Source organism: Pantoea sp. Taur (assembly GCF_009830025.1).
Classification (GTDB): domain Bacteria; phylum Pseudomonadota; class Gammaproteobacteria; order Enterobacterales; family Enterobacteriaceae; genus Pantoea; species Pantoea communis.
This window is the reverse complement of record NZ_SZZZ01000001.1, coordinates 64012-90920: the sequence shown is the minus strand read 5'-3', so window position 1 is coordinate 90920 and position 26909 is coordinate 64012. Positions and strand designations below refer to the sequence as shown.

Genomic DNA, 26909 nt, shown 5'->3' with positions numbered 1-26909 from the left:
CACACTGAATTTACGATGCGGCAAACCATGCAGAGACGCAGTCAGTGGATAAGCCGGTAATGGAACTGTGCAGATCCCTTCAGATCGTTCGGGGCTTAAACGAATATCCAGTGACTAGCGGCTCATCGTCAGCAAAAAAAAGCATGAACCAGACGTGAGTCCGGTTCATGCAGAGTGCTGACTACTCAGTTTTCTTTTTATTTGCCCGCTCTGATGCGTCGAGTCACCAGGGCGTGGGTCCCCACTGGGTTTGTACCAGAAACACAATCACCAGAACCAGTAAAGTGGTGACGGCCGGTATGATCAGGTATCGCATGTTCAATCTCCTGTCTGTCAGACCACGAGAATTTGAAACGATGAAAAACCCGCCCTTATTCATCACCGACCGTTCAATGACATCGGCGGTTTAGCGATGGATACTTACGTCGTGTAATGGCCTGCAAAGCGCCGGGCTAAGCGCTTTAAAACCAGTTCAGATATTTCGGTAAACCTATCACCAACACCGCAATGGCCACGATATTCAGTACAACAACGAATCCTGGTGAAACATCCATAAGTCACCTCAGGTAAACGAGCGGTATCAAGCAAAACACGACATCGGGCTGGTGGCCAGTTGGTCATCGCTGAAATCACCGACACTGCCGTGCTGATAATTCACCTACTGAGCACGCAGCATGTATCCCAGCGTTGCCGCACAGGCATTTTGCTCATTAAGCGTAGTGCAGGTCTTCACAGACCAAAAGCGTAGCCGTATAGGGAAGTCAGGGGTTTTTAATAGGGCACGGAAATTGACGGGCAGCCCCACAGCTAAACGCCACTCAAACGAGCAGTTGGTTTTCAACCGCGCGTTTCAGGGGAAAGGTAAGCTAAAAAAAGCCCGCTCAAGGCGGGCAAAAAAGCAGTGGCTAAGGAATGTCTCTCTCGTATGAAACGCATCCTGTGTGCTGTGCTGCCAGTCAACGACTGACCCCCATACCTTAGACCATTAATTACTGTGTGGTAGGATGTGTTAACAAAAGCGATAAAATTCCAGTAATTTCCAGTAAGTTAGATGAATTAACGATTTATAAACTAGATTTCAGAGAGTTAACCGAAGCGGCAAGGGATTGCTGCTGATTACCTCTGGTTTATGTCGGCCTGAATAATGCTCAAATCTAAAACTCCTGCGCTTATGGCAACCGGCCCGGTCAAACTGAAATGCCACGTCCATCTCAGAATAAATCCCCTTTACCACCAACGCGTTTGGTAAAAGTTTTCCTGCCTGACCTGATCTGCGCGGTAAGCCGGGAATTGGTCGAGTTAAGAGGGCGATGCTGCATTGTGGATTAACTCATGCAGCTGGTAACGGTTGCACCGTGCTCTTTAAAGTGGTGGGGATTCTGGAATGGGTAGTGACGATGTTTCATCCAAACCATATCCTGACTTAAGACGGGCTGCTGCTTGAGGATGTGACCGTTGTGGGGCTGGTGACGCATGAAGTGAGCGCTTTGAACGTGTCGGATTCTTCACCCGTTTGAACTTCATCGGGCAAAAAAAGGCCCGCATCGGCGGGCGAAATTCGTTACATGGGATAATCTCCATATAAGTTATGACGTTAGGTATATTTGAAAGTTCATATTTTCCGACTAACTTTGTACTTAAACCAAACCGGCGTTTTATTTACTTGATATGAACGACATGAATTCAAATCGCGCAGGAATGATTGGATGTGCCATCGGATCGGCTGTAGTCGAACTGGCAGCAAAAGGAGTACCGCTTAGCAGGGTGAGTATCATCATTGAACTTGAACGCATCGCTGCGGGGTCATCAGACCTGCAGGTAAAGGCGTTTGCATTAGATGCCGCAAAGTTGCTAAGGGCGGGAGGCGATGAAATTAACGCTTAGCCTTTGTCTATTGAAGCTGTAGTGAAATGAAAGCATTCCGGCCCCTGCAGAAACTTTAGCTGAGGCCCTGAACTGTCTGTTAAGGTTCGTCGATTCGGGTAACTTTAAGGTGCGCGCTTTCGCTTTTACCGTAGACTTTCCCGCTTACGCGGACCTTGTCTTCTGCACTATACGTTTTACCTTTGAATGTGCTGGCCGGAGCATCGATGTTGACCGTGCCTGAGCTGTCACGGAACTGATATGTGTCGCCTTTGATCTTTTTGACGATATAGCCCTCAAGAGTGACATAGCCCCCCTGACGAAAATCTTTGATCAGCGTAACCGGCGTCTCTCCCGTATCTTCCGACCCCTTGTACCCGGCATCCTCCTTATTCTGAGGTGGGGGCGTTTTACCGGCTTCATATCCTCCCGTTTCGGCATATGCACCGACGCTCAGAGGTAACATCACTGCAATCCAGGCGACCTTATTCATTTCATTCTCCATTGATGTGTCTTCAGGTGTAAGCCTGGCACAGTGCCTGGAAAGTAAACGGAACGGGTGTGAAATAAATCTAAACCTGAGCGTGGTGCATCTGGTTATAAGAACTCTTATCTCAAAATTTCTGGTAAGGAATGAACACAGGATCGGCGTTTTTGGCGACGATATCCCGCTAATCCAAGCGGGAGCGTTTTCTCGAAATGACTTACAGCCCCAAATCTGACAGGCCGGGATGATCGTCCGGACGACGGCCCAGCGGCCAGAAGTACTTACGCTCGCTCTCTTTGATTGGCATGTCGTTGATGCAGGCGAAGCGACGCTCCATCAGGCCATCAGCGCCAAACTCCCAGTTTTCGTTTCCGTAGGAGCGGAACCAATTGCCGGAGTCATCGTGCCATTCGTAAGCGTAGCGGACGGCGATGCGGTTACCGCCAAATGCCCATAGTTCCTTAATCAGGCGGTATTCGTGCTCTTTCTTCCATTTACGGTCGAGGAAGCTCTGCGCTTCTTCACGATTGTTGGCGAACTCGGCGCGGTTACGCCATTTGGTGTCCAGTGAGTAAGCCAGAGCCACTTTTGCAGCATCGCGACTATTCCAGCCGTCTTCAGCCAGACGGACTTTCTCGATGGCCGTTTCCAGAGTGAAAGGCGGGAGAGGTGGACGAACTTGTGAATCAGTCATGGTAAAACTCCTGTAAATTTAGTTTCAGTCTAAAGATCGTTCTCGTGACTCAGGACTCAGTGAAGGACCTGTTCCAGCAAACACTTCGCTACTTTTGATGCCTTGACCAGAAGGCTCACATCGGTGGCATCAATACCGTTCTGATCAGAAACCGTTCAACAGATTCCGGGATTCCCCTTTGGTATCGCGCGGCGTCCTGTCTGTGGCTTAAAGGTAGAACGATCGTTCTACCTCGTCAATGATTTTTTCTGAAATGAATGCCGGGAGCAGAGAACATTCGGCATTAAAATCGAAATAAGATATTGTTTTATTTGGTTTTAAATTGATTGGAATTCGCCCGTTTCAGGTCTGAATTGAGCAGGGTAAGGGAACAAAATGTCGCATTATGAATCCGCAAGGGAAGTGCCCAATAGACTCAAACGGCGATAAGAAGAAACACCATCGAGCTGTGGGTTATCCGTAGAAAATTAACTATCCCGTTGCAGAAGATGACTTTGTCTGTTGATTGCATGTGCGGCGCGAACGTCCGGGCAGGCGGTGTGGTGACATCGCTGTTGTGTATGATGATGGCTGCGGGTATGCGCACAGATTGAAGGCGAGACCGTTTATCGGTCCCGCCTGTCTGAAGGTAAATCGAATTCAAAAACGCATTTAAATCTTCATGCAGGGAAAAGCGTTCGCGATCCTCAGGGCCCGGAGGAGGCTCGTTCCAGCATGAGCTTCGCGATGTCCTGAGCGTTGTCGGCAGCACTCCCATCGCCCATGACGTATGACATGGTGATCGCGCCTTCCAGCAGGATCAGTAACTGTCGAGCCAAATCCTCCGGATGCTCAACGTTCAGCTGCTTGGCAAGCTCCAGGGTGTAATCCAGCAACTTCTGTTTATGCATCTTTGCAATCTGGCGCACAGGGTCTTCTGGATCGCCAACCTCTCCCGCCGTGTTGATAAACGCGCAACCCCGGAATCCGTCGGACTCGAACCAGCTCTTCAGAACAGTGAACATGTTCAGGATACGCTCCTGAGGGGTCTTGCCTTTGTCAGACTCTGTTCTGAACCATTGCATCCACCGTTCGTCGCGCTCTGTTAACGCGGCGGATGCCACGTCTTCCTTGTTCGCGAAATGACGGTAAAGACTCTTTCTGGCGACACCAGAGGTCTTGACCAAAAGGTCCATGCCCATAGCGTGGATACCGTTCTGGTAGATGAGCTCTTCGGCGGTTTTCAGGATTTTATCCCGTGTATCAGTTGTTTTTTTGATCATGGGTTAAAAGTAGAATTATCGTTCTACCACGTCAACGCTTTTTATCAAAGAGCCTGTAATAAAGTCATTCGATTCTTGCGATAGCTGGAAGGACCCGAAGGAAAAGACGTTGATCGGAAGGCTATGCAGATACCCGTCAGTATGAATGAGGGGGAGGGAAAGGTCTTTATAGTGAATAGCTATTTCATCCCCTCACCGACAAGAAGGTCAGTGCCCCTCCACTTTTGTAATTAAGTTAATCATCACCAACCTTAATTTTGACTAAGGTGTACAACTTGAATCTCCGTGTACAAATATGTTGGTTAATTCGTGTTTGGTTATTTATTCTGGGATCTAAATTGATCATTAATATATATAGGAAAATTTCTGGATAAGCGAAGCGGCAAATGACGCACGATTGATCAAGAAATGATCGATTTTTTGTTATTAGCGATGGGAATAACCCTCCTGACGTAGCGAATTTCGCATTTAAGCGAAGCGCTAATGCACGTCAGGAGAGTGTTGTGATAAAGGCTAGCGAACGTAACCCAGTGTTGAATTATTGATAGTATTATTTCCGGCGGCTGATCTTTCCTCCCTTCCGGCCAGCTTCAACGGCGCGGTTCGGATCGTTTTTAAAATTGCCGCCACTTACCTGACCGCCTTTGCGGCCTGCTTCAGCGGCACGCTCCTTGTCCTCGGCGAAGTTCCCTGTGCCCCCACGACGTTGCGTCTTTTTCTCTTCCTCTTCAGGATGCTTGTTAGGGTCCGTCATGCGTTCTCCTCATTATATTTGTACCAACATAAAGCAAAAATAAATGTAGCGTTGTTTTTACCATAATCAAGTCAGGATTAATCTTAAGTTTTATTATTTTGCGGACTGTTTGTTTAAGGATAAGTCGATTTTTGTTTATAAGCGGATGAAACTCACTTGAATGATGATTGTTAGCGCACTTTAGATGTTGAGTAAAGAGTATCGTGAGGGTAAATATAAGCGAAGCGGCAAGGTGGTGATATTAACCCTCCCTCTCAGTTTTGCGTCGATTGGCTTGCGCAGAAGGGCTTACTTGCTACGTTTAATTAAGATGATTGTTATTCCGTTAATTAACGCTTCGCTTATTTCCAGATAATTCCATCAGCGACAGTGTTGAATCGGTTAGCTTGCTAAGCAACTGCATACCATCCCCAAAGGTAGTTCATTAAAAGCACATCAACCAGGAGTGAATGAATGACGAGGGAATCTGTTTATCTGGATTGGCTACGTGATGCACACGCGATGGAGAAGCACGGTGAAACGTTATTAAAACAGGCGATGGAGCGTCTCGACAGTGATTCTTCCATCGGGAGTCACATCGCGCATTATCTTGCGCAATCACGCGCACAGCAGTTGCAGGTGAAAGAGGTTCTGAAATGCCATGACGATAGTTGGTCGGCATTGAAAGAGGCATTAGGCCGCCTGTCTGTGGTGGGGCAGGCAGCGAGCGATATGCTGCGTGTTGAGCAGGACGCGCGGATGGCCGTCAGCGTCTATGTCTTTTGTAGTTATAAAGTTGCGACTTACACCACGTTAATTGCCGCAGCCAGACAGGCTGATGACAGTGAAGGCGTGGACATTTTTCAGCGGATCTTGCAACAGGAAGGGAAAATGGCGGCCAGGCTGCTTGCGGACTTGCCTGACGCAGCGAATCAATCGATAGACTCGCTGGCTGAAAGTGAAGCATCAAGCGCGGTGTAGTGTTTTCTGCGGGTAGCTTGCTGGCTGCCCGCAGAGAAAATAGCCAACATTATTAATGATTGCTCGTTAACGGCAATTGCATAAACTGCAGTAAAAAGCCGCTACGTTTATCTAAACGGAGGATCAAGCGCTACAAACTCAGTTTAATAAGTAAAGCGCACTGATCACTCAGGTGACCATTATAGACAACAATTTAATATAACTGATCAAATTGTTTAATTGCGCAATTCCACAGGAAGTGAATTGTTTTGCACGAGTAAGTTATATTTAAGTAAAAGCATTAAGGTTAGTGAGCATGCTGACGATAACAGCAGGGATGCTGCCGATGAGAACGCGGAGCGTCTCCATTTCTTTGTTTTAATAACACCTGGATTTCATGACTCACTAATAAAAATCATTGAGGTTTATAAATGGACATAGTTCAAGGATTTTCACGCAATATTAAATTGCGCAGCAAACTCATTATTTCTTCGCTCATCAATATCGGTATGCTGCTTTTGGTCGCGGTACTGGGTTTAAATTCGCTGTTTATGGCACAAACCGGCGTCAACGGCATGATGAAAGATGATTACCCAACCATTGCGTTGGGCAATCAGTTAATCAATGAGATTAACACTACCATTCAGCGACAGGCTTTGTTGCTCAGCCCAATCAATGCGGAGCGCCGCAGCGCCATCATGAATGAGCTTCAGGGGGCAACCGGGCAAATTACGGAGATTTATCGTCAACTCCATGCACTGTCAACAGATGACGATTCCATTGCTTATCTCAAAATTTTGGATGATAAACGCAAAGCTTATTTAGAAGGCCGTAATGAATTTTTGCAACTCACTAGTCAGGATCCTAATAAAGCGCTGGATTATTATCTGACAGCATTGGCGAGTAAACAAAAGGATTATACGGGTGAAGTGCAGCGATTTATTGCACTGCAAGAGCAGCAGATGAATGGTTCCTACACACACTTTATGGATTCCTATCACACCACTAAAATTTCAATGGTGGTGATATTTATTGCGGCGGTTATTCTCTCTGCGTTGATTGGCTGGATTATTATCCAATCCATTACTGTGCCATTAAAAAACGTTATTGCGTTTCTTGGCCGTGTTGCTGATGGCGATCTCAGTACGAGCTTCTATGAAAAACGTAAAGACGAAATGGGCCAGTTAATAAACGCCATTCAGCAGATGCAGGATAAAATGTCGACCATTGTCAGTCATATTCGTATCAGCGCAGAGCAAATCTCAGGAGGTGCCAGCGAAATTATGTCGGGTACACATGATTTGGCCGCGCGTACTGAAGAACAAGCCAGTTCGGTTGAACAAACAGCAGCATCGGTTGAAGAATTCACCGCCACCATTAGCAACACGCGCAATAACACCCACTTTGCTGCCGATCTGTCTGAAAAGGCGGAAAGCGCCGTGGGGCAGAACGCCACCATGATGAACAACGTGTCGACCAAAATGGCTGAGATCCATGATTCAGCTGGTCGCATGGCAGACATTATCAATCTGATTGATTCGATAGCTTTCCAGACCAATATCCTGGCGCTCAATGCGGCTGTTGAGGCGGCACGAGCAGGGGAGCACGGTCGCGGTTTTGCGGTAGTCGCGCAGGAAGTGCGCGCGCTGGCGCAAAAAACCGCCACCTCATCGCATGAGATTCGCCATCTGATTGAGGAGTCTTCCACGCGCATCGTCGATGGCCGTGACATGGTAGCGGATGCCAACAAACTGATGTCGGAAATGATGAACAACGTGGTGAACATGAAGGAGGTGCTGTCGCAGATTAATCAGGCCAGCACCGAACAGGCCGATGGGATCAGTCAGATCAACACTGCTATCAGCCAAATTGACATCACGACGCAACAAAATGCCTCGCTGGTGGAGCAATCCCTGGCTGCTTCCGCCATGCTCAGCGAGCAAGCGGCAAACATGGTGAACAGCGTCAGCGTGTTTACCCTGCGTCAGAGCGCATAACCAGATGACAGGCGGCGTCAAGGCCGCCATTATTCTAAATTCTTGCTATTTAACACGGGCACCTGATCAAGCAACCATTGAAGCAATAGCTTGATGTTGGGCGCTTCCGGCCGGGTTTTCGGCCACACCAGATAATAACCGTCCCCTGTCGCCACCGGCTGGTTAAATGGCAGCACCAGTAAGCCGTTGTTGATCGCCTCCTGGCTGAGCAGCAAGTCACCAATTGAAACGCCGTGTCCACTGATCGCCGCCATCGTGCCCTGTTCCAGCGTATCGAACAGTTTGCCTTGCCACAGATTGATATCCGGTGCATCAGCTGCCCCCTGTGACCACCTCAGCCAGTCGCGGCGATCGTGTGAGGGGTGAATCAATTCACAACTTGCCAGTTGCGTTTGTGCCTGTCGTTCCAGTGCGGGAGCGCAAATCGGAATTAACCACTCCTGAAACAGCAAATGGCACTCAGTGTCTGCACCAAAATGACCGTCGCCCAACAAGATGGCGCAGTCAAAAGGTTCACGGGCAAAATCGACGTTGTCGGTGTCCATCCAAACGCTGGTAATCTGCACTTCAGGTGTTGAGTTTTGCTCGCGATAGAGTTGGAGTGCATCCAGCAGCCACCGCATGGTCAGTGTCGATGGGGCCTTGAGACGGAGTTGATGACCATGCTGCGTGAAGGCGGCGCAAGCTTGCTCTAAAGAGGCAAATCCGGCCTGTAATTGTGCCGCTAATACGCTACCGGCAGCGCTGATTTCGACCCTGGGGCCTTTACGGATAAACAGTTGGCAATCGAACCACTCTTCAAGGGTGCGGATGTGGCGGCTAATCGCCCCAGGGGTGACGTTGAGTGCCGCAGCGGCCTGGCTAAAAGACCCCAATTGCGCCGCACTGGCAAAGGCGCGCAACGCATAAAGTGGAGGAAGCGTCATAAGGTAAACTCAATATTGAGTAAAACTCACATTCAACGGCATTTTAAAGCGTTTTTCAATGTGGAAACGAAAAGCCATACTGGCGACCTTCTAATACGTTTCAGGTCGTTACCATGAACCTCTCACTGCTGCTGGCGTATATGCTGGCGATTTTATTGCTGTTAATGACGCCAGGCCCGGTGGTGGCGCTGATCACGGGCACGGCCGCGCGTCACGGTTATCGCCGCGCTTTTGCCACAGTGGTGGGCACTAACGCGGCATCACTGGTGTTGATTGCGCTGGCTGCACTGATGTTGACGGGATTGGTCTCTCTCAATCCCTTGAGTTTGCAAGTCGCCGGGTTGCTGGGTTCCCTGTTTATTGGCGTGATTGCATGGCGAGGGTTACGTGCTGCGACAAGTGCAACCGCCCATCGGCCTGCAGCACAGGGGGGATTGCTTAAAGGCTTTGTGGTGGGCATCTCTAATCCAAAAGATATTCTGTTTTTTGCCGCGCTGTTTCCACAGTTTATCGCCATCACGCCCGATCTGAGCAGCAGCCTGATCACCCTGGCGCTGGTATGGATGGCCTTCGATTTTGCGGTGCTGGCGTTTTATATCATCACTGTAAAGCGCTGGCTGCCGGGAGCACATCAGCAGCGCCTGGAGCGGATATCAATGCTGATGTTGTTGCTGACCGCGCTGGCGGGAGCGTTCTACAACCTGAGGCAATTGTTGTTATAGCGTGGTATTGAAGATTTCACCCAAAACGCCGATAACGCATAGCGAATGGCTGCATGGAGCAGCAGACTAAAGGGAAAGTAATGAAAAAAGCATTGATAGCGTTAGCAGTTTTAACTTTGGCAGGGTGCGCCAGACCTTATGGATCAGCCGATACCATCATCAATCAGCAAATGGTGACACCGGATGCCAGCAAGAAGCAGACACCGGTGACTGTTACGCGCCTCAAGCAGTTTATTGGTAGTGCCAGCGGTGGAACCTGCAAATTCGTGGTGAACGTGGATGGTCAGGATGTCGCGATGTTGCGTCAAAACCAGTTTGTCACTGCTTATCTGGAAAATGGTCTGCACAAGTTGCGCGTCAGTAATGACTGTTCAGTGATGAGTCTGGGGATGCGCAAGTCGCTGGATATTGTGGCTGACGGCACGCCACAGGAGTACGCCACAGAAGTAGGCTTCTGGGGACAGTACCGCATGTGGCGCACTAAATAAGTTACAGGTCGATCACCCGATTGACTGCGTGAGCAGCACAGCGCGATAAACTGTTCAGCGGCTGGCGCTCGTTTTTTTTGTTTCCACCATCAGGCAATCCTCTTCAAATACCCGCAGATTGAAGGCGTGCACATCTTCTACCTGGACCCGCAGCTCGACGTTGCGGGTATTCATGGTGATGTTCCTGCCATTGGCACACAAGGGCGACTGAAAGACTTCATTTTTAGCAGGACATTGTGAATAATTAGCTCTGTACAAATCCATCCGACAGAATTCAATCAAGTGTTGCTAAAAACAGTACAGGTGATGCATGAGTCCGTTTTCTCGCTTTTCCGTTTACTTTGCAGAAGTGGCTCGCAGCGGCAGCTTACGTAAAGCCGCCGAGAAACTGCACGTCTCCGCGTCCGCCATTAACCGGCAGATCCTGCAGGCGGAAGAGAGCTTTGGTACGCCGCTGTTTGAGCGTTTGCCGGATGGGCTGCGGATGACCACCGCCGGTGAGTTGTTGTACGACGATGTGATGCGCTGGCAGCGCGAGTTTCGCGTTACGTGCCAGCGTTTCGACGATATACAGGGGTTGAAGCGCGGTAACGTCAGCGCGGGTCTGGTGCAATCGCTGACTAAGGGACCGGTGGCTGATGCGATTGCGGATATTGCACGTGAACATCAGTGGCTGCGGCTGGAACTTACCGTCGACAACAGCCACGCCATCAGCCAATTGATTCGACAGTCTGCGATTGATTTTGGCTTAATCCTGGATCCGGCGGGACAGAGTGGACTGGATGTGTTGGCGTTTGCGGAACTGGATATGGGTATAGTCATGGCGCCCGATCATCCATTGAGCCAGTGCGATGCGCTATCGCTCAGTCAATTGAGCCAGGAACGGCATATCATTCCTGGTGATTCGCTGGTGGTCCATGAACGGGTCGATGCGCTATACCGCAAGCAGGGCATGGCGCCGGATAACATTATTGCCTGCAACGATATTCGCCTGATACGCAGTTTGGTTGCTCAGGGCACTGGCGTATGCGTGCTGAGTTTGTTGGATGTGATGACTGAAGTGCAGGAGCAGCAACTGTGCTTTGTGCCGCTGAAAAACAGCGTGATGCGTCCGCTGACGTTGGCACTTTGTACTGCGCCATCCCGACAGTTATCGCGGGCGGCGCAGAGGGTGATTCAGCGCATCACACAGGTTATCGATGAGATGGCGCGTTAAGCGTCTGATGCCTGTTTCGGAAATTTATTGCGCAGTTTCTGCAGTTTTGCCGGGATATTCATCATGCAGAAGGCGTTTTCTTGTCCTTCTTTCTCCCAGAAGTTTTGATGATAGTCTTCGGCTGCGTACCACTCGGCTAACGGTTCCAGCTTTGTCACCAGCGGCTTGCTGAGTTCGGCAGCGGCACGCGCTATCCCTTGTTCAGCGGCAACGCGCTGTGCATCGCTGGTCGGAAACAGTGCGGAACGATAACGTGAACGCACCACGCCGTCTTTGATGTTTTCCTGCGTGGCATCATGTGTCGCGAAGTGGATGTCGAGCAAATCGTCGTAACTGACGAGATCAGGATCGAACTCGATTTTCACCGCTTCGGCGTGACCGGTGGTGTCGCTGTAAACTTGATCGTAAGTGGGTGACGAGACATGGCCGCCGATATAACCACTTTCCACGCTCAATACACCATGGATGGATTGGAAAATCGCTTCAGTACACCAAAAGCAGCCGCCGGCAAAAATGGCTTGTTCACGCATCAGTCTAAGTTCCGGATAAAAAAAGTGACGTTACCTTACACGGCGGTGAAAAGTAACGCCACTGCATTGGCGCATCCTGAATGCCTGTCAGCGCGCTAAGCCGCACTCAGCCTTCTATTGCTGCGTAATCGCCTGTGCCTTCAGGCCATGGCGTAAGCAAATCGAAGCCGGTCTCGGTCACAGCAAGAGTGTGTTCCCACTGCGCCGACAGCGAGCGATCTTTTGTCACCACCGTCCAGCCATCAGATAAAACACTGGTGCCTGCTTTGCCGGCATTGATCATTGGCTCGATGGTAAAGATCATGCCTGCCTGCAGCTCAATCCCTGTGCCAGGCGTACCGTAGTGCAGAATCTGAGGCTCGTCGTGATAAATCTCACCAACACCGTGACCGCAATATTCACGCACCACTGAAAATCCAGCTTTCTCCGCCACCTGTTGGATCGCGGCGCCGATATCACCCAATGTCGCACCGGGTTTGACGACTTTAATGCCCGCCACCATCGATTCGTAGGTGATATCGACCAGACGTTTAGCGCGCACCGATGGCTCACCCACGTAATACATGCGGCTGGTATCACCGTACCAGCCATCTTTGATGATGCCGACGTCGATGTTGACGATATCGCCATTCTTGAGCTTCTTCTCACCTGGAATGCCATGGCACACCACGTGATTTACCGAGGTACAGGTGGTGCGTGTATAGCCGTGATAACCAATATTCGCGGGAACAACCTTCAGTTCATTGACAATATAGTCATGGCAAATGGCGTCCAGTTCATCTGTGCTCACGCCGGGTTTGACGTAAGGGGTGATGATTTCCAGCACTTTTGCCGCGGCGTGTCCGGCAGCGCGTGCCAGTTCGATTTCTTCAGCAGAATGTAGTTTGATGGTCATTGCGCGATTCCCTGCGAGGTTAATGTAGGCTGGTCAAGCAGCTGCGCTAAATCTGCGCCGCCGTCACGTTCGACACGCATCAACAGGCGCGTCAGTTCCTGAAGGTTGAGGTCAGGATAAAGCTCAGCCAGCATGCCAATCTTCATCCAGTGTTCTGCCTGCGCATTGATGGAACGGCTTAACGCCGTGCTCGCGATACGCAGATTCTCATGCATCAGATCAGAAATTTTTACGATACCCATTATGCGATCCGTATATGAAACATAGTCGTTTTGCATATAGGTTACGCTGCGTCCGGATAAGGTGGAAGGGGAAATGTTGGGAACTTTGCCGTGACCCTGTACAGCATCTCCACTTCTTAGCCGTTTAAGCCTGCTACGGCGTGACAGGGTGGTGTGATGTGTGGAGGAAAAGATAGACTAATGAAAAAATACCCTGCGCAGCGGCTTAATATTCGTTGCAGAGTAATATCTCTGGATTTCCCCAGAGCAGGGTGTTGAAAATTCGGGATTTGAAACCTTAGCTAAAATAAAATAATCCCATTATTGAGAGATTAAGCTAATAAGCGAGACGCATCATTAAGAGAAAACCTGGACCGACTTAGCGATATGACAGGAATATATATGCCGTAATGCATCGCTTATTTGATGCTTTTCTGTGCTTGTTGAGTTTCGGACAACAGACTGAATTTTATGCGGTAATTATTAAATCCTATTAATGCGTGCGCTATTGATAAGATCTCTGGGCAGCCGTAATCCTTGTTATCAATTTACGCCTCGCTTGAATGGGATGAAGGATACCTTTACTCAGTTTTCATGTAAGATTTTTGTAAAGATATTTCAGCATGACAAACCGTGATGGCGAGCATAATATGGTGATATTGACCGGTTAATAATGAGCAAAATAGACGCAAAATGGCGGATATTCTCCTTAATGATAATGAAGTTATTCTTTTGAGTTTAGCATTGCTATCCGTGCCAATGGAATGGGCGAGTGCAAATGAGCATAACTAACGAATTGAAGCCAGGCTGCATCACGCTCCAGGCACTTCGGAATCCGGATATCTGCCGTGACGATGTACTGAGCAAATTCACTGATTTGGTCAGTAAAACGCTGGATGTTCCCAGCAGTTTCATCTCTGTCCTTGACGATGATTTCCAATACATCAAAGCTGCGCACAACTTTAACGTCGGTGAAACATTGCGTGCCGATTCATTGTGTCAGTACGTGGTCGAGGGGGATCAACCGCTGGTGGTGCCCGATACCCAACTGGACGCCTGTTTTTCCGTCAATCCTTTCGTTATAGGTGAACCTTTTGTTCGCTTTTATGCGGGCGTGCCACTAAAGAGCCAGGAAGGGCTGGTTTTAGGCACGCTGTGCGTGGTGGATAGCAAACCACATACCTTTAGCGCTGAAAAACTGGCGACGATGACGTTGCTATCCCAGCTGGTGATTTCCTTTCTTGAAGCCTGGCATTCTGTGGGTTTTACCGATTTGGTTACAGGATTGCCTAACCGACAGCAACTGATTAGAGACCTGCAAGCCCTGCGTAATGCGGGTGATAACACGCGGTATCGACTGGTGTTGATCGACTGCATCGATATGCCGCGAGCCTATGAGCTGGCGCGTTCGTTGGGCATGGCACCTGTCGAAGGGCTCCTCAAAGATATGGCAACGTTACTGCCGCTACGTCTGCGTCCCGGCAAAAATGAACTGCTCTATACCGTGGCAACCGGGCGGTTTGCGCTATTAACTCAACAAGAAAGTCCATTGTGCGCCGAGTGGGTTGCGCGACGCATGGAAGGCGTACGCGCCGAGATTGGCGAAGGTTTATCGGTCGATTTGGCGACTCATACCGGTGAAACCCTCTTTTCGCCGTCAGAAATTTCCGCTCAGGAAGCGCTGCGTCGAGCCGTTAGTGCCTTGCATGAAGCCATTTGTCGCGGGATCCCGTGTATGAACTTCAGTGAGGAAAACGATGAGCGGCGTACGGATGACTTTACTCTCGTCAACGACCTGGCCACTGCTGTACGGCACAATCATGGCTTGTATCTGGTGTTCCAGCCGAAAATCTGTCTGAGCAGCGGTTCACCGATTGGGCTTGAAGCGCTGATCCGATGGCGCCATCCCACCCGAGGTGAACTTTCTCCTTCAGTTTTCATCCCGCTCGCGGAACAAACCACGCTGCTGCAAGAGATCACCGAATGGGTCATTGATAAAACCATTGAGCGGTTGAAACGGCTCAACGGGCAAGGTATCCAGTTGCCTGTCACGGTGAACGTTAGCGTGCGCGACTTTAGCCAGGAAAGTTTTGCTGACAGGCTCGAGAATAAGATGATCAAGGCACGTCTGCCGACGAATCTGCTCGGCATTGAGTGCCTGGAAACTGAGCGCATCATCGAAAGCGCGGCGGCCATTAAGGGACTGGAAATGTTGAAATTGCGCGGTTTTGGTATTGCGCTGGATGATTTCGGCACCGGTTACAGCAATATCAGTTATCTGCGAAAAATGCCTCTGGATGTGGTCAAACTCGACCGTTCGATTGTCGGCGGACTTGCCACGGATACCGCGTCTCGCATCATCACCCGCAGCATTATCGCTATGCTCAAAGAACTGGATTATGTGGTGTTAGCGGAAGGCGTGGAAAATATTGAGACGCTCGAAGCGTTAAAAGAGTTCGGTTGCGATCAGGCGCAGGGGTTCTTTCATTCCCGCCCATTACCTGAAAGCGAACTGGATAATTGGTTACGCTGGAAGTTAGGGTGATGCGTCTGTCCTGACTTCATCGGTTCCTGCTTCGCCCATTGCCAGAGCACTGGCGCTGGCGGGATCAAATAGCGACAGACTCTCGATTTGTTCCACCATAATCACTTTACGAAACGCTAAAGCAGTTTTGGGTTTCGACATGAAATCAATCCGGTGCTGATGATACCAACGGCTGTAATTGTGCTCAACGGCGAGATTTAGCGTACGTGAATCGCGATAACCGCTGAGCATCGGTATTAATACAATATTAGCCGTGCTGGCATATTCGAAGGTGGCAGCATGAATCATGCCGATGTAGATGCGTCGGGATTTTAGCGTTATCCAGGCTAACTCACCTTCTTCCATACACTGCAACAACATCTGTTCAATACCGTTCGAACGTGACAACCGCTGATAGAGGTCGCGGCGGCTGCTGGCGGTTAATCGCGCGCTGCCAGCCCAATTTGAGCGATACACACAAAACAGCACGGCAAAGGCGAGCATAATCACGACCGGTGCCTGAATACCCAGAAAGCTCCAGGTCATAAAATCCACATGCCAACGAGCATGCACCAGGCGGGTAAGTGCAAAAGTATTATTGATCGCGGAAGCGGCGAGTAATATCAGCCAGACAATCCCGGTGGCAAACACGCCCTGTAAGACAAAAATACAACCATAAAGGGCAATTAAAAAGTAAACATCCCAGCCAAAGGAACGCTTTATTTTTAAGCGACTCGACATGTCCCGGCTGGTGTACCAATAGCCACACACCATCAGCACCATAAATATTGCCGTTCCCATTTAGATATCCTTCAAGGTTTTGACATGATGGGCAAAATCGCGCTGAACTTTGGGACTTAACGGATTAACCGAAGCGTTGCCATCTTCATCAATAATGATCCTGTCACCCTCCTGAATGGATTCTTTCATATCTTGCTGGCTCATCACTTGTAGCAATGACTCAGGGCTCTTGAAGAGGGCGATAACAAAGTGAAACATGTTATTTTCCAATTAATTTGGGTACCGAGAGTATGGCACACTATCCGATGTGAATTTGGGTTAGTGACTTGAATAATAGGCGTGTTTTCGAACTTACGGATTAATCTGTCTAAAAATCTGAAGTAAGCGAAACCGTAGGTGAACGGAAAAATTTACCAGTTTTAATAATGACTGGCTTAAACGTTCAGCATTCATTTCCTGTCGTTAAAATTAGACTACAATAAGAAAGACATTAAATATGAGGTTAATTATGAAAGATCATCATACGAATGAACAACGTAATAAAGAAGGGGATGTGCATAAGGGACTTCCCGAAGCCGCCCCCAATGTCGGCAATGCGTATGAAGAGGATGACCATCCAGCAAAAGACAACCCTGAAGATCATGGAGAGATTCCGCGCACGCGCGATGATAGTAAAGATCACAAGCAGGATCCTTATCAGGATAAATAGTCCCACTGAGAATTAATCGCCCCCGACATTGAATAAACATCTCGTTAATTTTAGAGTGTGTTTAATCAATTGAAATTGTTGATTAATTACCCTGTAATTTCGAAATAAACGAAGCATGTAGTTTATAAAGTAAGCTTTTCTAGTGGTTAAAATAATTTATAAAATATCCTACGCTTGATTCACAAAATCGGGTATTTTCTACACCGTATCAATCATCACCCCACTAAACTACTTATACCCAATCAGGGTGAATGGAGGTATATATGTCAGAACGTCCAGATCCAGATGATGTTAAGCCGCTGCCTGGCGACGATTTACCCTTACCCGATGAAGAGGATGATGAGACTGACGATCGTGATTTACCTGATGATCAAAAACCGATGATCTGATTCTCAATTCAGAGCCGCGGAAGCGGCTCTTTTGCCTGATTTGCAAGGGTATTATTGCGGTACAGCATTTCAATCATTGGATAATGCATCATCTTTAATGTATTGCCGTATCGCTTCATGCATGGCTCGGTTACGGTCAACTTCCAGTCCGCGCTCTTCATACTCTTTAGCCATGTTAATAATGACTTCATCATATTTCCCTTTGAAGGTGATGTTATTCACCGCGACCTGTTTAATCATCAGTTCACGCAACACCTCAGTTTCGATTTTTAAACGCTGAACCGTTTCTTCAAGTTCCTTTATTCTTTCTTCGGTGGACATTATCACTCCCTATTAAGTTGTAGATTAAGCAAGCCACATTATTGAAAAGAATATGGCATTGAAAAGCCTATAACTCAAGCCTCACCATTCGCATCATATTAAGCGAGCCGTAAAGCACAGATAGGAGAGCGATAACCTAACATTTGGTTTATATTGACGGCGCAAATTAACGAGCCGCAATGATTGATGCGAATGAATAACGCGGCAGCGCTGGAACCCTCTTATGATGAACATCTTCGCCCTTATACTGGCCATTGCTGTGGTTTTTAGCGGCCTGAGTTGGACATACAGGCTTTGGGCTTTGACGCGCATCACCGTTGAGAAAAACCAGGCAGAATCTTCGCTCATACAGCAGGGTAAAACTCAGCGCCTCCCGAGTTGGCTGGATACGCCCGCATCGCTCTTTCCGTTACTGGTCATCGTGTTACTGGTTCGGGCCTTTGGCTGGGAGCCTTTTCGCATTCCTTCTGGATCCATGATGCCAACTCTACTCACCGGCGACTGGGTGCTGGCAGATAAATATTCATACGGGCTTCGAAATCCATTCAATCAGAAAACGTTGCTTGCCACCGGACACCCTAAACGTGGTGATATTGCGATATTTACGTTTCCTCAGGACGAAATGCAGTTGTTCATTAAAAGAGTTATCGGTTTGCCCGGTGACAAAGTCATATTCAATCCAGCCTCACAACAGCTCACTGTTTTCCCTTTTTGCCAGGACCATCAATCTTGTTCACCAGCGCTAGCCATTCATTACAGTGCGCTCAAAGCGGGCGAGTTCGTCGAGACTGCCGGAATGCATCCGGGCTTTTATGCCAGACCGATTGGCGAGGAAAAGCCTTCTGAACAGCGTTTACTGATGGGCACTGAAACGCTGGCGGGGGTGACGCATCGCATTTTGCAGAAGCCTGAATTGACTGTTTCAGCATCGGCGTTTTTCCATCAACCAGGTCAGCAGCCTGGAGAGTGGGTGGTGCCGGCGGCTAGCTATTTTATGATGGGTGATAATCGTAACAACAGCTATGACAGCCGCTATTGGGGTTTTGTCCCTGAGCGTAATCTGGTGGGCAAAGCGGTGGCGATTGGATTTAGCATGGAAAAACAGGAAGGGCAGTGGCCGACAGGCTTGAGGCCAGGTCGCATCGGGTGGATCCATTAAGAGAAGATGCCAGTCCCTGGCAGAACAAATCCTAAAGCGCTTTACTCAGACTTTGTTGGAGGACGGCGACTTATCTTGCCTCCTTTCCGACCCGCTTCAACGGCGCGTTCAGGATCGTTTCTGAAGTTGCCTCCACTGGCTTTGCCTCCCGCTTTGCCAGCTTCTCTTGCGCGTGCCGGATCGTTAGCAAAATTCCCTGCACCGCCTCTGTAGCTCTGTTGTTTCATAGGAAGACCTCATATCAATGTTCCGTGAGAGATAAGGACTAGCTAGTCACTCCATAATTTTAGTGTGCGATTGCGGCTTCGCCAGCGCGGGATAATTAATATTTTGTAGTCTTTATCGCACAAAAAAAGAAATGTTGTCCGATTTAAAATAGCCACTAATCACGATTAAATGGTTTTTTAATTGTTTAAGTAATAAACATGAAAATATTAAATGTTGAAGCCAATTTCTGGGCCGCGCTTGGCTTAGAAAAGATATTAATATCTGCAGGTTACCAATTCTTATCCTGCTCATCTTTAAGTGATGCAAAAAAAATATTAATCGATCAATCTATCGAAGTAATGATTATTGAGTTAAAAACCGAAGCGGATGATATTGAATCTTCCTATGCGTTTTTACGCCTGTTGCAGGCACTTTATCCTTGTATCCGCGTGTTGGTGCTGACCGACATTAATGATGCTGCGCTGCTTAATTTTCTTGCCCATGAATTTCACTCGGTTTTATTTCTGACAAAAAAATCCTCATTAGCCAGCATTGTTCAAAACGTCAATACACTTGCTGAGAAGAGACCGCATACATCAACACGCAGCCGTGTTCCTTCGCTCTCGCTGCAAGAATTTCACATGCTGAAATGGCTTGCCCGATACAGCAGTCAGCAGGACATAGCCTTGCGTGTCAGACTGAATAACAAAACCATCAGTCACTATAAGCGATCGATTTACGCGAAACTGAATTGTGAGAATAATGTTCAGTTTCATCATCGGCTTACGCAATACGGGTTTAATCGAACCCATGTCGATTAATACCTACACTGACTGTATCCCTCGCTCATAACTCCCTGTTATGCCCGGTCAGTAAAGGGTGCCTTTTGCCTGAGGCTTGAGAATTCCGGCCCGCAGGAGGAAGATATTCCCCTTTGCCAGGGCCGGGAATAGCCATGCTGATCACCTCCGAAAACACGCGCACTTTTAATACGGATACCCGACTCGCCTGCACGCTGGCGGCTGTGGCGGGCGCGCTGAATACGGCTGCATTTGAAACCGTCGGTTTTTTCTCTGCCAACATGACGGGCAACGTCTCGTCACTTTCCGATCATCTGGCGAAAGCAAATCTGCATGTCGGATTGTTCTTCCTGCTCATCGTGCTGCTCTTTATAGCGGGTTCTTCTGTCTCAACCCTGATTATCAACTCCGGACGCAGGCGACAAATTCGCGGGATTTATGCCATCAACATCCTGCTGGAAGGCGTGGCATTATTCGCGCTGGGCGTCATTGAGAGTTGGTTCAGCTTTAGTGAATCGGGCGTATTGCTGGTGCTCAGTTTGAGTTTTTTGATGGGATTACAAAACGCCGTGGTGACCCGGATTTCCAACGCACGCGTGCGCACCACCCATGTCTCCGGTACCGCTACCGACATTGGCATTGAGTTGGCCATGTTGTTTGATGTGCTACGCCGTAAAGAATCCCCGAAAGATGCGCCGCTCTATATCGAGAGTTTAAAACTGCACTTCTTCACGGTGATGGCATTCCTGTTCGGCGGCGTGCTGGGTATTCTGCTGCTGAACGCGCTGAGCTATAAACTGTTAATTTTGATTGGTGTGATGCTATCTGCCCTCGCTTTGTCAGCATTACAACGTGCCGGGCATGCGCTGCACTCCTGAACTATAATTGACGCGCTTCACACATTTCAGCGCGATTTTTGAAAACTGCTTGCTACTTTTTGGCAATGCTCAGCAAGATAGCCGTCATTAAGGATTGTTACTGTTCGGCAGGCAAAACCTGAGGCGCGCCCTTTCTCGATAGCAGAGGGCGCGCCTCAGGTTTTTTTTTGCGCGAAATTCGAGGCGTTTTGCAGGAGAAAGGAAGATGCAATATCAGGAACTGGCAGATGACATTGTGGCTGGCGTGGGGGGAAAAGATAACATTATCAGCGTGATGCACTGCGCAACGCGCCTGCGCTTCAAATTAAAAGAGAGCCAAAAAGCGCATACCGCCGAGTTGAAAGATAATACTGGCGTGATCATGGTGGTGGAGAGCGGGGGACAGTATCAGGTGGTGATCGGCAACCAGGTTGCGGAGGTCTACCGCGCGTTAACGGCACGCTATGCCCTCGACCATGCCGATAACGTGGAGGACACTACGCCACAAAACCTGTTTGCCCGTTTTATCGATCTGGTTTCCGGCATTTTTACACCCTTTATTGGTGTGATGATTGCGACAGGCATCATCAAGGGACTGCTGGCGTTGGCGCTGGTGCTCGGTGTGATGGACGCGAGCAGCGGCAGCTACAAAGTGCTGTTTGTTGCCAGTGATGGACTCTTTTACTTCCTGCCGATTCTGCTCGGCTACAGCGCCGGGAAAAAATTTGGCGGTAACCCCTTTGTCAGCATGGCGATTGCCGCAGCGCTGGTGCATCCGTTGATACTTGAAGCGATGCAACAGCAGCAGGCAGGAAAGCCACTGACCTTTGTCGGTATCCCGCTGGAAATACTCAATTACAGCTCCTCGGTGATCCCGATTATCTTTGCTGCATGGGTCTCAAGCCTGATTGAGCGTTGGGTACATCCGCGTTCACCCGGTGCGGTGCGTAACTTCACTACGCCGCTGGTGTGCTTGCTAATCACCGTGCCGCTCACTTTTCTGGCGATTGGCCCGGCAGCCACCTGGCTCAGCCGCTTGCTGGCGGAGGGCTATCTGTGGATTTACAGCCTCAGCCCCATGGTTGCAGGAGCGGTGATGGGGGCGATCTGGCAAATCTGTGTGATATTCGGTCTGCACTGGGGTCTGGTGCCGATCATGCTCAACAATCTGGCCAACTTCGGTCACGACACCCTACTGCCATTACTGATGCCGGCGGTATTAGGACAGGCGGGCGCGACATTGGGGATCTTCCTGCGCACGCGTGATATCAAACTCAAAGCGATGGCCGGATCGGCATTCACTGCCAGCATTTTTGGTATCACTGAACCCGCAGTGTATGGCGTCACGCTGCCACGTCGACGTCCTTTCATCTTCGGCTGTATTGGTGGCGCATTGGGTGCCGCCATTCTGGGTTTCTGGCACACCACCATTTACTCCTTTGGCTTCCCCAGTATTTTCACGTTTATTCAGGTCGTGCCAAGCACGGGTATTGATGCCAGCGTGCTGGCGTCCTTTGCCGGTGCAGCGGTCGCGCTAGTTTTCGCCTGTGCCATGACCTATGTGTTTGGTTTACGAGAGTCAGCGCCACAACCCGCTGTGGCTGAACCCGTCGCCGTTCCCGCGCTTGCGACATTAACGCGCCGTGAAAGCGTGGTGAGTCCGATTGCGGGTGACGTATTGCCGCTGGATAAAGTCAAAGATGAAACTTTCGCCAGCGGTTTACTCGGCAAGGGCGCGGCCATTCTGCCGCACGTGGGCCGCGTAGTATCGCCGGTCAATGGCGTAGTTTCCTCCATGTTCCGCACCGGACATGCGATTGGCCTGACGTCAGATCAAGGCGCGGAAGTGCTGATTCATGTTGGACTCGATACCGTCAAACTCGACGGGCAATATTTCCATCCTCAGGTACAAAACGATCAGCCAGTAAAAGTGGGCGATGTGCTATTGGAGTTTGATATCGAGGCGATCAAAAACGCTGGATTCGACCTCACCACACCGGTGCTGGTGAGCAACAGCGATGAATTTATTGATGTATTAACCCTGAATAACAGCGCAGTGAGTGAAGGCTCGCCGCTGCTGGCCGTGCTGAAATAACCAAGGAGCAAGTAAATGACTACACGTTTCCCGGATGCATTTTTATGGGGTGGCGCCGTGGCTGCCAATCAGGTGGAAGGTGCCTGGCAGGAGGGCGGTAAAGGGCTATCGACCTCGGATCTGCAACCCAAAGGTATTTTTGGCGCGCGCGTTGAACGCAGCGGCAATGATTTTGGCATCAAAGACACGGCGATTGATTTCTATCATCGCTTCCCGGAAGACATCAAGCTGTTCGCAGAGATGGGCTTTACCGTTCTGCGTACCTCGATTGCCTGGACGCGTATTTTCCCGCAGGGCGATGAAGCTCAGCCAAACGAGGAGGGGTTGGCCTTTTACGATCGTTTGTTTGATGAGATGGCAAAGTACAACATCACTCCGCTAGTGACGTTGTCACATTACGAAATGCCATACGGTTTGATCAAAAAATACGGCGGCTGGGGCAATCGCATCACTATTGATTGTTTTGAACGCTATGCGCGCGCGGTATTCACTCGCTTCCAGCATAAAGTGAAGCTGTGGCTGACGTTCAATGAAATCAACATGTCATTGCATGCGCCCTTTACTGGCGTTGGATTACCGGAAGAGAGCAATCAACAGGCGATCTATCAGGCGATTCATCATCAGCTGGTGGCGAGCGGCCGCGCCGTACAAGCCTGCCATGAGATTGTTAAGGAAGGTAAGATCGGCAACATGCTGCTGGGTGCGTTGCTCTATCCGCTCAGCTGCCGTCCTGCCGATGTGTTGGAAACGTTGCAGCAGAATCGCGAGTGGTTATTCTTTGGTGATGTGCAGGTGCGCGGTGCTTATCCGGCTTACATGAAACGCTTCTTCGCCGATCGCGGAATCACCGTCAGCATCACGGATGAGGACAAACGCGACCTGCGCAACACTGTGGATTACATCTCCTTCAGTTATTACATGACCGGTTGCGTCACCACCAATGAAGAAGAGAACCAAAAAGCGCAGGGCAATATCTTGTCGATGGTGCCGAATCCGCATCTCGCCAGCTCAGAGTGGGGATGGCAGATTGATCCGGAAGGTCTGCGTATACTGCTTAACATCTTGTACGACCGTTATCAGAAGCCGCTATTTATTGTGGAAAATGGCCTGGGTGCCAAAGATGTGGTTGAGGCCGATGGCAGCATCAATGACGATTACCGCATCCAGTATCTCAATGATCACTTAGTGCAGGTGCGGGAAGCGATTGAAGATGGTGTGGACGTGATGGGCTACACCTGCTGGGGACCGATTGACCTGGTCAGCGCCTCTAAAGCCGAGTTCTCGAAGCGTTACGGTTTCATCCACGTTGATCGCGATGATGCGGGCAACGGCACGCTGGAACGCTCGCGTAAAAAGAGCTTCTTCTGGTATCAGGATGTGATCCGTAGCCACGGCGCGGCATTGAAATAAATCCGCTAACGGGCGCGCTGGCGCCCGTTTTTACGCCTCGTCGGCGTCTTCCTGCAATGCTAAAGTCTCTTTGCGAACTCGCTCAATATGGATGGTGAGAAACATGCGCTCTTCCGCCGAGAGGGCATAGAGATATTTTTGTTGGATATGGCTGTCGATCTTCACCGCGCATTGATATGCAATGGGATATTTGTCGCGCACCACATCATGCAACGACTCATCTTCGCTGCACACGCCGCGTTTTCCCAGCATGCGCTGGGCAAAAAACTTCAAATGGTTAACGAAGCGGTTATAGCTCAGGCTGTCGGTGCGGTAATCCAGCTGCAACCGATACTTCACGATATGCAAAATCTCCTGCATAAATTGCGTCACATGAGAGACATCGGCAAAGTCGCTGCCCAGTTGCGCGTTGACTAAGTGCAGGGCGATAAAGCCTGCTTCATCGTCAGGCAACGCCACACCGAGGCGTTTGTTGATCAGTGCCAGTGCTTCCATGCCAATCGCGAACTCTTTGGGGTAGAGCGTTTTGATCTCCCACTTCAATACATTACGAATCGGAATGCCTTGCTGATGGCGTTCAATCGCGAAATGGCAGTGATCGCACAGCGCAATCGAGAGGCTCTCATGCAGCGGCTGACCCAACTGTTGACGTGCGCTGGCGATGATTAACTCGCTGGTGGTGATGACTTCCAACGGGATATCAGAAAGCAACTCGCTTAGCCTTCCTGTCAGGGTGTCACTCTGCAGTGCGAAGACTTTTTCAATCTGCTGCGCATCCAGCGCATCGCCCACACGCTTTTGAAAAGCCAGCCCGCGACCCATAACGACCTGTTCTTTGCCGTTCTCGCCCAGTACGACCACGACGTTGTTATTGAGGATCTTCGCGATTTTCATTTTTATCAGCCCTGAAAAAGAAAAAACCTGACCCACCGGGAGGGCGGCGTGTCAGGTTTTGCCTGCGTTTGCGCGCAGTAACAATCTGGCGAGATCATAAGCCGCTCTGTGATTCCGACAAGCATACTGACCGTTAAATGTGAGACATGTCATGTTTTATTGCGTAGCGAAGCGATGGAGGAAAAACAGGGCAATGGCCCCTGGGGCCGCGTCTGCACTGATGTTGTGCAAACCGTAAGGTTATTCGTAAAGATATAGTAAAGAAATGATCAGGTTTTCTTAAAGGTTTGCGTTAAGTCGCCGATAGTACCGTAACGTCAAAATAACAGGAGTTACGTACATGGCCGGGATTTCAACTTTAGGTGTGGGTTCAGGACTGGGTTTAAGTACCATTTTGGATAAACTGACCGCCGCTGAAAAACAGTCACTGACACCGATTTCCAAACAGCAGTCTGCCGCCACGGCGAAGCTTTCTGCTTACGGCACACTTAAAACCGCGATTCAGGCTTTTCAGACGGCTAACACCAAATTAAAGGATGCGAGTCTCTATACCGCGACCAGTTCCACTTCCAGTTCGAGTGCATTTAGCGCGGATACCAATGGCAGCGCGCTGGCAGGAAAATACACCATCAGTGTGGATCACCTGGCGCAATCGCAAACGCTGACCAGCTTGCCAAAGGCGGATGTCAAAGCAGCGATGGGTGATGGCAGCGATTCGCGCATCTTGAAATTTGTTACAGCGGACGGCAAAGAGAATAGCATCACGCTGACCAAAGATCAGACCTCGTTGTCGGCGCTACGTGACACCATCAACAAATCCAATGTAGGTATCAGCGCTAGCCTGATTAAGGTATCCAGCACCGAATTTCGTTTGTCATTAACGTCATCAGCCACAGGTACTGATCACGCGGTCAAGTCACTAAGCGTGATCGGCGATGATACGTTGCATGGTTTTATTGGTTTTGATGCGGCTGACACCGCTAACAGCGGCATGACGCAAAGCGTGGAAGCGCAGAATGCCAGCTTAACCGTCAATAATGTACCGATTGAAAGCAGCAGCAATACCATTTCCGATGCGGTGGAAGGCATTACGCTGAAGCTGAATGATAAAACCACCGGTAATCAGACATTGTCGGTGAGTACTGACACCAGCAAGGCGAAAAACGCCATCACCGATTGGGTGAATTCTTACAACTCATTGCAAGACACCATCGGCAATCTGACCAAATACACGGCGGTGGATGCGGGTAAAGATCAAGACAGTAAAAATGGCGCGCTGCTAGGAGATGGCACGCTGCGTAACATTCAGACGCAGCTGAAGAGCATTCTGGCGAACTCCTCAGGGTCTACGGTATATAAAACCTTGAGCCAGGCGGGCATCACCACCGATCCTACAGATGGAAAACTCAAGCTGGATGCCGACAAACTGACCACTGCGCTACAGGTCAGACCGGATGCGGTGCGTGACATGTTTTCCGGTGATGGCAAGAAAACCGGTGTGACCACTGTGCTCGACACGACGTTTACCGCCTATCTGAGCAGTAAAGGCATTTTGCAGGGTGCCACTGACAGCATCAGTAAGAAATTAAATCAGCTGACCGATCAGTACAACACCACCAGTAAACGCATTGATGACAAGATTGCGCGTTACAAAACGCAGTTCACCAATCTGGATAAGATGGTCAGCGTGTTGAACAACACCAGTACTTATCTCACCCAGCAATTCGAGAGCACCAATAGCAGCAAGAAATAACTCTCCCGCCAGATTTTGAGATTCAGGGCACTTGGTCTGTGCCCTGAAGATGACGC

Annotated in this window: 27 protein-coding genes and 1 pseudogene; 14 read left to right on the top strand and 14 right to left on the bottom strand. The window is 49.5% G+C overall.

The window, feature by feature from the left end; all coding sequences use genetic code 11:
* Positions 1 to 1963: 1963 nt before the first annotated feature.
* The 4 genes from FD744_RS00425 to FD744_RS00410 form a co-directional block, all read right to left on the bottom strand.
* Positions 1964 to 2356: a YgiW/YdeI family stress tolerance OB fold protein gene (locus FD744_RS00425; RefSeq protein ID WP_160866860.1), complete on the bottom strand. Its 393-nt coding sequence runs from the start codon at positions 2354 to 2356 to the stop codon at positions 1964 to 1966.
* Positions 2357 to 2567: 211 nt separating this feature from the next.
* Complete coding sequence (locus tag FD744_RS00420; protein WP_034822635.1) at positions 2568 to 3044, bottom strand: DUF1348 family protein; 477 nt, start codon at positions 3042 to 3044, stop codon at positions 2568 to 2570.
* A gap of 686 nt (positions 3045 to 3730) precedes the next feature.
* Positions 3731 to 4306 carry a TetR/AcrR family transcriptional regulator gene (locus FD744_RS00415; RefSeq protein WP_160866859.1) on the bottom strand — a complete coding sequence of 192 codons (576 nt, stop codon included), beginning with the start codon at positions 4304 to 4306 and terminating at the stop codon, positions 3731 to 3733.
* 550 nt (positions 4307 to 4856) lie between these two features.
* Complete coding sequence (locus FD744_RS00410) at positions 4857 to 5060, bottom strand: general stress protein (protein ID WP_034822638.1); 204 nt, start codon at positions 5058 to 5060, stop codon at positions 4857 to 4859.
* 453 nt (positions 5061 to 5513) lie between these two features.
* Here FD744_RS00410 and FD744_RS00405 point away from each other — a divergent pair, with 453 nt between their 5' ends.
* Positions 5514 to 6020: a ferritin-like domain-containing protein gene (locus FD744_RS00405; RefSeq protein ID WP_160866858.1), complete on the top strand. Its 507-nt coding sequence runs from the start codon at positions 5514 to 5516 to the stop codon at positions 6018 to 6020.
* 410 nt (positions 6021 to 6430) lie between these two features.
* Positions 6431 to 7996, top strand: a complete 1566-nt coding sequence (locus tag FD744_RS00400) for a methyl-accepting chemotaxis protein (protein ID WP_160866857.1) — start codon at positions 6431 to 6433, stop codon at positions 7994 to 7996.
* Between the two features lie 29 nt (positions 7997 to 8025).
* Here FD744_RS00400 and FD744_RS00395 read toward each other — a convergent pair whose 3' ends face one another.
* A complete protein-coding gene (locus tag FD744_RS00395) occupies positions 8026 to 8922 on the bottom strand; it encodes a LysR substrate-binding domain-containing protein (protein WP_160866856.1) in 897 nt (298 codons plus the stop codon).
* Positions 8923 to 9035: 113 nt separating this feature from the next.
* Here FD744_RS00395 and FD744_RS00390 point away from each other — a divergent pair, with 113 nt between their 5' ends.
* Together FD744_RS00390 and FD744_RS00385 are read left to right on the top strand one after the other, a co-directional pair.
* Complete coding sequence (locus FD744_RS00390) at positions 9036 to 9644, top strand: LysE family translocator (protein ID WP_160866855.1); 609 nt, start codon at positions 9036 to 9038, stop codon at positions 9642 to 9644.
* Between the two features lie 80 nt (positions 9645 to 9724).
* Entirely contained in the window at positions 9725 to 10132 is a 408-nt protein-coding gene (locus FD744_RS00385; RefSeq protein WP_034822646.1) for a hypothetical protein, read from the top strand.
* 72 nt (positions 10133 to 10204) lie between these two features.
* On the opposite strand, the pseudogene FD744_RS25475 reads toward FD744_RS00385, so the two are convergent.
* Positions 10205 to 10297, bottom strand: a pseudogene (locus FD744_RS25475) (hypothetical protein); the annotation flags it as partial.
* Positions 10298 to 10442: 145 nt separating this feature from the next.
* Between FD744_RS25475 and FD744_RS00380 the strand changes: the two are divergent.
* Complete coding sequence (locus tag FD744_RS00380) at positions 10443 to 11348, top strand: LysR family transcriptional regulator (protein WP_034822648.1); 906 nt, start codon at positions 10443 to 10445, stop codon at positions 11346 to 11348.
* Here the strand turns inward: FD744_RS00380 and msrA are convergent.
* The 3 genes from msrA to FD744_RS00365 all read right to left on the bottom strand — a co-directional run bounded on the left by msrA (position 11345) and on the right by FD744_RS00365 (position 13015).
* Positions 11345 to 11881 (bottom strand): peptide-methionine (S)-S-oxide reductase MsrA, encoded by a 537-nt coding sequence (gene msrA / locus FD744_RS00375; RefSeq protein ID WP_160867177.1) that lies wholly within the window; start codon positions 11879 to 11881, stop codon positions 11345 to 11347. The genes FD744_RS00380 and msrA overlap by 4 nt on opposite strands.
* A 103-nt stretch (positions 11882 to 11984) precedes the next feature.
* Positions 11985 to 12773 carry a type I methionyl aminopeptidase gene (gene map, locus FD744_RS00370; protein WP_160866854.1) on the bottom strand — a complete coding sequence of 263 codons (789 nt, stop codon included), beginning with the start codon at positions 12771 to 12773 and terminating at the stop codon, positions 11985 to 11987.
* Positions 12770 to 13015 carry a ParD-like family protein gene (locus tag FD744_RS00365; protein WP_034822655.1) on the bottom strand — a complete coding sequence of 82 codons (246 nt, stop codon included), beginning with the start codon at positions 13013 to 13015 and terminating at the stop codon, positions 12770 to 12772. The genes map and FD744_RS00365 overlap by 4 nt, the downstream gene beginning before the upstream one ends.
* A gap of 757 nt (positions 13016 to 13772) precedes the next feature.
* On the opposite strand from FD744_RS00365, the gene FD744_RS00360 reads away from it, so the two are divergent.
* On the top strand, positions 13773 to 15539 hold the full coding sequence (locus FD744_RS00360; RefSeq protein ID WP_160866853.1) for a sensor domain-containing phosphodiesterase: 1767 nt from the start codon (positions 13773 to 13775) through the stop codon (positions 15537 to 15539).
* Here FD744_RS00360 and FD744_RS00355 read toward each other — a convergent pair.
* Together FD744_RS00355 and FD744_RS00350 are read right to left on the bottom strand one after the other, a co-directional pair.
* Complete coding sequence (locus FD744_RS00355) at positions 15531 to 16319, bottom strand: hypothetical protein (RefSeq protein ID WP_160866852.1); 789 nt, start codon at positions 16317 to 16319, stop codon at positions 15531 to 15533. The two genes, FD744_RS00360 and FD744_RS00355, sit on opposite strands and share 9 nt — an antisense overlap.
* The gene (locus FD744_RS00350) at positions 16320 to 16517 is read right to left on the bottom strand and encodes a hypothetical protein (RefSeq protein WP_034822666.1); all 198 of its coding nucleotides are present in this window, start codon (positions 16515 to 16517) and stop codon (positions 16320 to 16322) included.
* 250 nt (positions 16518 to 16767) lie between these two features.
* On the opposite strand from FD744_RS00350, the gene FD744_RS00345 reads away from it, so the two are divergent.
* Together FD744_RS00345 and FD744_RS25810 are read left to right on the top strand one after the other, a co-directional pair.
* Positions 16768 to 16968 carry a hypothetical protein gene (locus tag FD744_RS00345; protein ID WP_160866851.1) on the top strand — a complete coding sequence of 67 codons (201 nt, stop codon included), beginning with the start codon at positions 16768 to 16770 and terminating at the stop codon, positions 16966 to 16968.
* A gap of 263 nt (positions 16969 to 17231) precedes the next feature.
* Positions 17232 to 17357: a hypothetical protein gene (locus FD744_RS25810; RefSeq protein ID WP_255492405.1), complete on the top strand. Its 126-nt coding sequence runs from the start codon at positions 17232 to 17234 to the stop codon at positions 17355 to 17357.
* 69 nt (positions 17358 to 17426) lie between these two features.
* Here the strand turns inward: FD744_RS25810 and FD744_RS00340 are convergent, their stop codons facing one another.
* Positions 17427 to 17678 (bottom strand): hypothetical protein, encoded by a 252-nt coding sequence (locus tag FD744_RS00340; protein ID WP_160866850.1) that lies wholly within the window; start codon positions 17676 to 17678, stop codon positions 17427 to 17429.
* Positions 17679 to 17901: 223 nt separating this feature from the next.
* Here FD744_RS00340 and lepB point away from each other — a divergent pair, with 223 nt between their 5' ends.
* On the top strand, positions 17902 to 18837 hold the full coding sequence (lepB, locus tag FD744_RS00335; RefSeq protein ID WP_160866849.1) for a signal peptidase I: 936 nt from the start codon (positions 17902 to 17904) through the stop codon (positions 18835 to 18837).
* 41 nt (positions 18838 to 18878) lie between these two features.
* Here lepB and FD744_RS00330 read toward each other — a convergent pair whose 3' ends face one another.
* Positions 18879 to 19064, bottom strand: a complete 186-nt coding sequence (locus FD744_RS00330) for a general stress protein (protein WP_072016973.1) — start codon at positions 19062 to 19064, stop codon at positions 18879 to 18881.
* A 198-nt stretch (positions 19065 to 19262) separates the two neighbouring features.
* Here FD744_RS00330 and FD744_RS00325 point away from each other — a divergent pair, with 198 nt between their 5' ends.
* The 4 genes from FD744_RS00325 (at position 19263) to FD744_RS00310 (ending at position 24206) form a co-directional block, all read left to right on the top strand.
* Complete coding sequence (locus tag FD744_RS00325; protein WP_160866848.1) at positions 19263 to 19865, top strand: LuxR C-terminal-related transcriptional regulator; 603 nt, start codon at positions 19263 to 19265, stop codon at positions 19863 to 19865.
* A gap of 134 nt (positions 19866 to 19999) precedes the next feature.
* Positions 20000 to 20722: a YoaK family protein gene (locus FD744_RS00320; protein ID WP_160866847.1), complete on the top strand. Its 723-nt coding sequence runs from the start codon at positions 20000 to 20002 to the stop codon at positions 20720 to 20722.
* 205 nt (positions 20723 to 20927) lie between these two features.
* Positions 20928 to 22796: a PTS beta-glucoside transporter subunit IIABC gene (gene bglF, locus FD744_RS00315; RefSeq protein ID WP_160866846.1), complete on the top strand. Its 1869-nt coding sequence runs from the start codon at positions 20928 to 20930 to the stop codon at positions 22794 to 22796.
* A gap of 15 nt (positions 22797 to 22811) precedes the next feature.
* Positions 22812 to 24206, top strand: a complete 1395-nt coding sequence (locus FD744_RS00310) for a glycoside hydrolase family 1 protein (protein WP_160866845.1) — start codon at positions 22812 to 22814, stop codon at positions 24204 to 24206.
* 30 nt (positions 24207 to 24236) lie between these two features.
* Here the strand turns inward: FD744_RS00310 and licT are convergent, their stop codons facing one another.
* Positions 24237 to 25100 (bottom strand): BglG family transcription antiterminator LicT, encoded by an 864-nt coding sequence (licT, locus tag FD744_RS00305; RefSeq protein WP_160866844.1) that lies wholly within the window; start codon positions 25098 to 25100, stop codon positions 24237 to 24239.
* Positions 25101 to 25440: 340 nt separating this feature from the next.
* On the opposite strand from licT, the gene fliD reads away from it, so the two are divergent.
* Complete coding sequence (gene fliD / locus FD744_RS00300; RefSeq protein ID WP_160866843.1) at positions 25441 to 26853, top strand: flagellar filament capping protein FliD; 1413 nt, start codon at positions 25441 to 25443, stop codon at positions 26851 to 26853.
* Positions 26854 to 26909 lie beyond the last annotated feature (56 nt).

Excerpts from the sequence above, each read along its gene's own strand:
- FD744_RS00425 (WP_160866860.1), bottom strand. The coding sequence starts at position 2,356 with ATGAATAAGGTCGCCTGGATTGCAGTGATGTTACCTCTGAGCGTCGGT.
- FD744_RS00420 (WP_034822635.1), bottom strand. The coding sequence starts at position 3,044 with ATGACTGATTCACAAGTTCGTCCACCTCTCCCGCCTTTCACTCTGGAA.
- FD744_RS00415 (WP_160866859.1), bottom strand. The coding sequence starts at position 4,306 with ATGATCAAAAAAACAACTGATACACGGGATAAAATCCTGAAAACCGCC.
- FD744_RS00410 (WP_034822638.1), bottom strand. The coding sequence starts at position 5,060 with ATGACGGACCCTAACAAGCATCCTGAAGAGGAAGAGAAAAAGACGCAA.
- FD744_RS00405 (WP_160866858.1), top strand. The coding sequence starts at position 5,514 with ATGACGAGGGAATCTGTTTATCTGGATTGGCTACGTGATGCACACGCG.
- FD744_RS00400 (WP_160866857.1), top strand. The coding sequence starts at position 6,431 with ATGGACATAGTTCAAGGATTTTCACGCAATATTAAATTGCGCAGCAAA.
- FD744_RS00395 (WP_160866856.1), bottom strand. The coding sequence starts at position 8,922 with ATGACGCTTCCTCCACTTTATGCGTTGCGCGCCTTTGCCAGTGCGGCG.
- FD744_RS00390 (WP_160866855.1), top strand. The coding sequence starts at position 9,036 with ATGAACCTCTCACTGCTGCTGGCGTATATGCTGGCGATTTTATTGCTG.
- FD744_RS00385 (WP_034822646.1), top strand. The coding sequence starts at position 9,725 with ATGAAAAAAGCATTGATAGCGTTAGCAGTTTTAACTTTGGCAGGGTGC.
- FD744_RS00380 (WP_034822648.1), top strand. The coding sequence starts at position 10,443 with ATGAGTCCGTTTTCTCGCTTTTCCGTTTACTTTGCAGAAGTGGCTCGC.
- map (WP_160866854.1), bottom strand. The coding sequence starts at position 12,773 with ATGACCATCAAACTACATTCTGCTGAAGAAATCGAACTGGCACGCGCT.
- FD744_RS00365 (WP_034822655.1), bottom strand. The coding sequence starts at position 13,015 with ATGGGTATCGTAAAAATTTCTGATCTGATGCATGAGAATCTGCGTATC.
- FD744_RS00360 (WP_160866853.1), top strand. The coding sequence starts at position 13,773 with ATGAGCATAACTAACGAATTGAAGCCAGGCTGCATCACGCTCCAGGCA.
- FD744_RS00355 (WP_160866852.1), bottom strand. The coding sequence starts at position 16,319 with ATGGGAACGGCAATATTTATGGTGCTGATGGTGTGTGGCTATTGGTAC.
- FD744_RS00350 (WP_034822666.1), bottom strand. The coding sequence starts at position 16,517 with ATGTTTCACTTTGTTATCGCCCTCTTCAAGAGCCCTGAGTCATTGCTA.
- FD744_RS00345 (WP_160866851.1), top strand. The coding sequence starts at position 16,768 with ATGAAAGATCATCATACGAATGAACAACGTAATAAAGAAGGGGATGTG.
- FD744_RS25810 (WP_255492405.1), top strand. The coding sequence starts at position 17,232 with ATGTCAGAACGTCCAGATCCAGATGATGTTAAGCCGCTGCCTGGCGAC.
- FD744_RS00340 (WP_160866850.1), bottom strand. The coding sequence starts at position 17,678 with ATGTCCACCGAAGAAAGAATAAAGGAACTTGAAGAAACGGTTCAGCGT.
- lepB (WP_160866849.1), top strand. The coding sequence starts at position 17,902 with ATGATGAACATCTTCGCCCTTATACTGGCCATTGCTGTGGTTTTTAGC.
- FD744_RS00330 (WP_072016973.1), bottom strand. The coding sequence starts at position 19,064 with ATGAAACAACAGAGCTACAGAGGCGGTGCAGGGAATTTTGCTAACGAT.
- FD744_RS00325 (WP_160866848.1), top strand. The coding sequence starts at position 19,263 with ATGAAAATATTAAATGTTGAAGCCAATTTCTGGGCCGCGCTTGGCTTA.
- FD744_RS00320 (WP_160866847.1), top strand. The coding sequence starts at position 20,000 with ATGCTGATCACCTCCGAAAACACGCGCACTTTTAATACGGATACCCGA.
- bglF (WP_160866846.1), top strand. The coding sequence starts at position 20,928 with ATGCAATATCAGGAACTGGCAGATGACATTGTGGCTGGCGTGGGGGGA.
- FD744_RS00310 (WP_160866845.1), top strand. The coding sequence starts at position 22,812 with ATGACTACACGTTTCCCGGATGCATTTTTATGGGGTGGCGCCGTGGCT.
- licT (WP_160866844.1), bottom strand. The coding sequence starts at position 25,100 with ATGAAAATCGCGAAGATCCTCAATAACAACGTCGTGGTCGTACTGGGC.
- fliD (WP_160866843.1), top strand. The coding sequence starts at position 25,441 with ATGGCCGGGATTTCAACTTTAGGTGTGGGTTCAGGACTGGGTTTAAGT.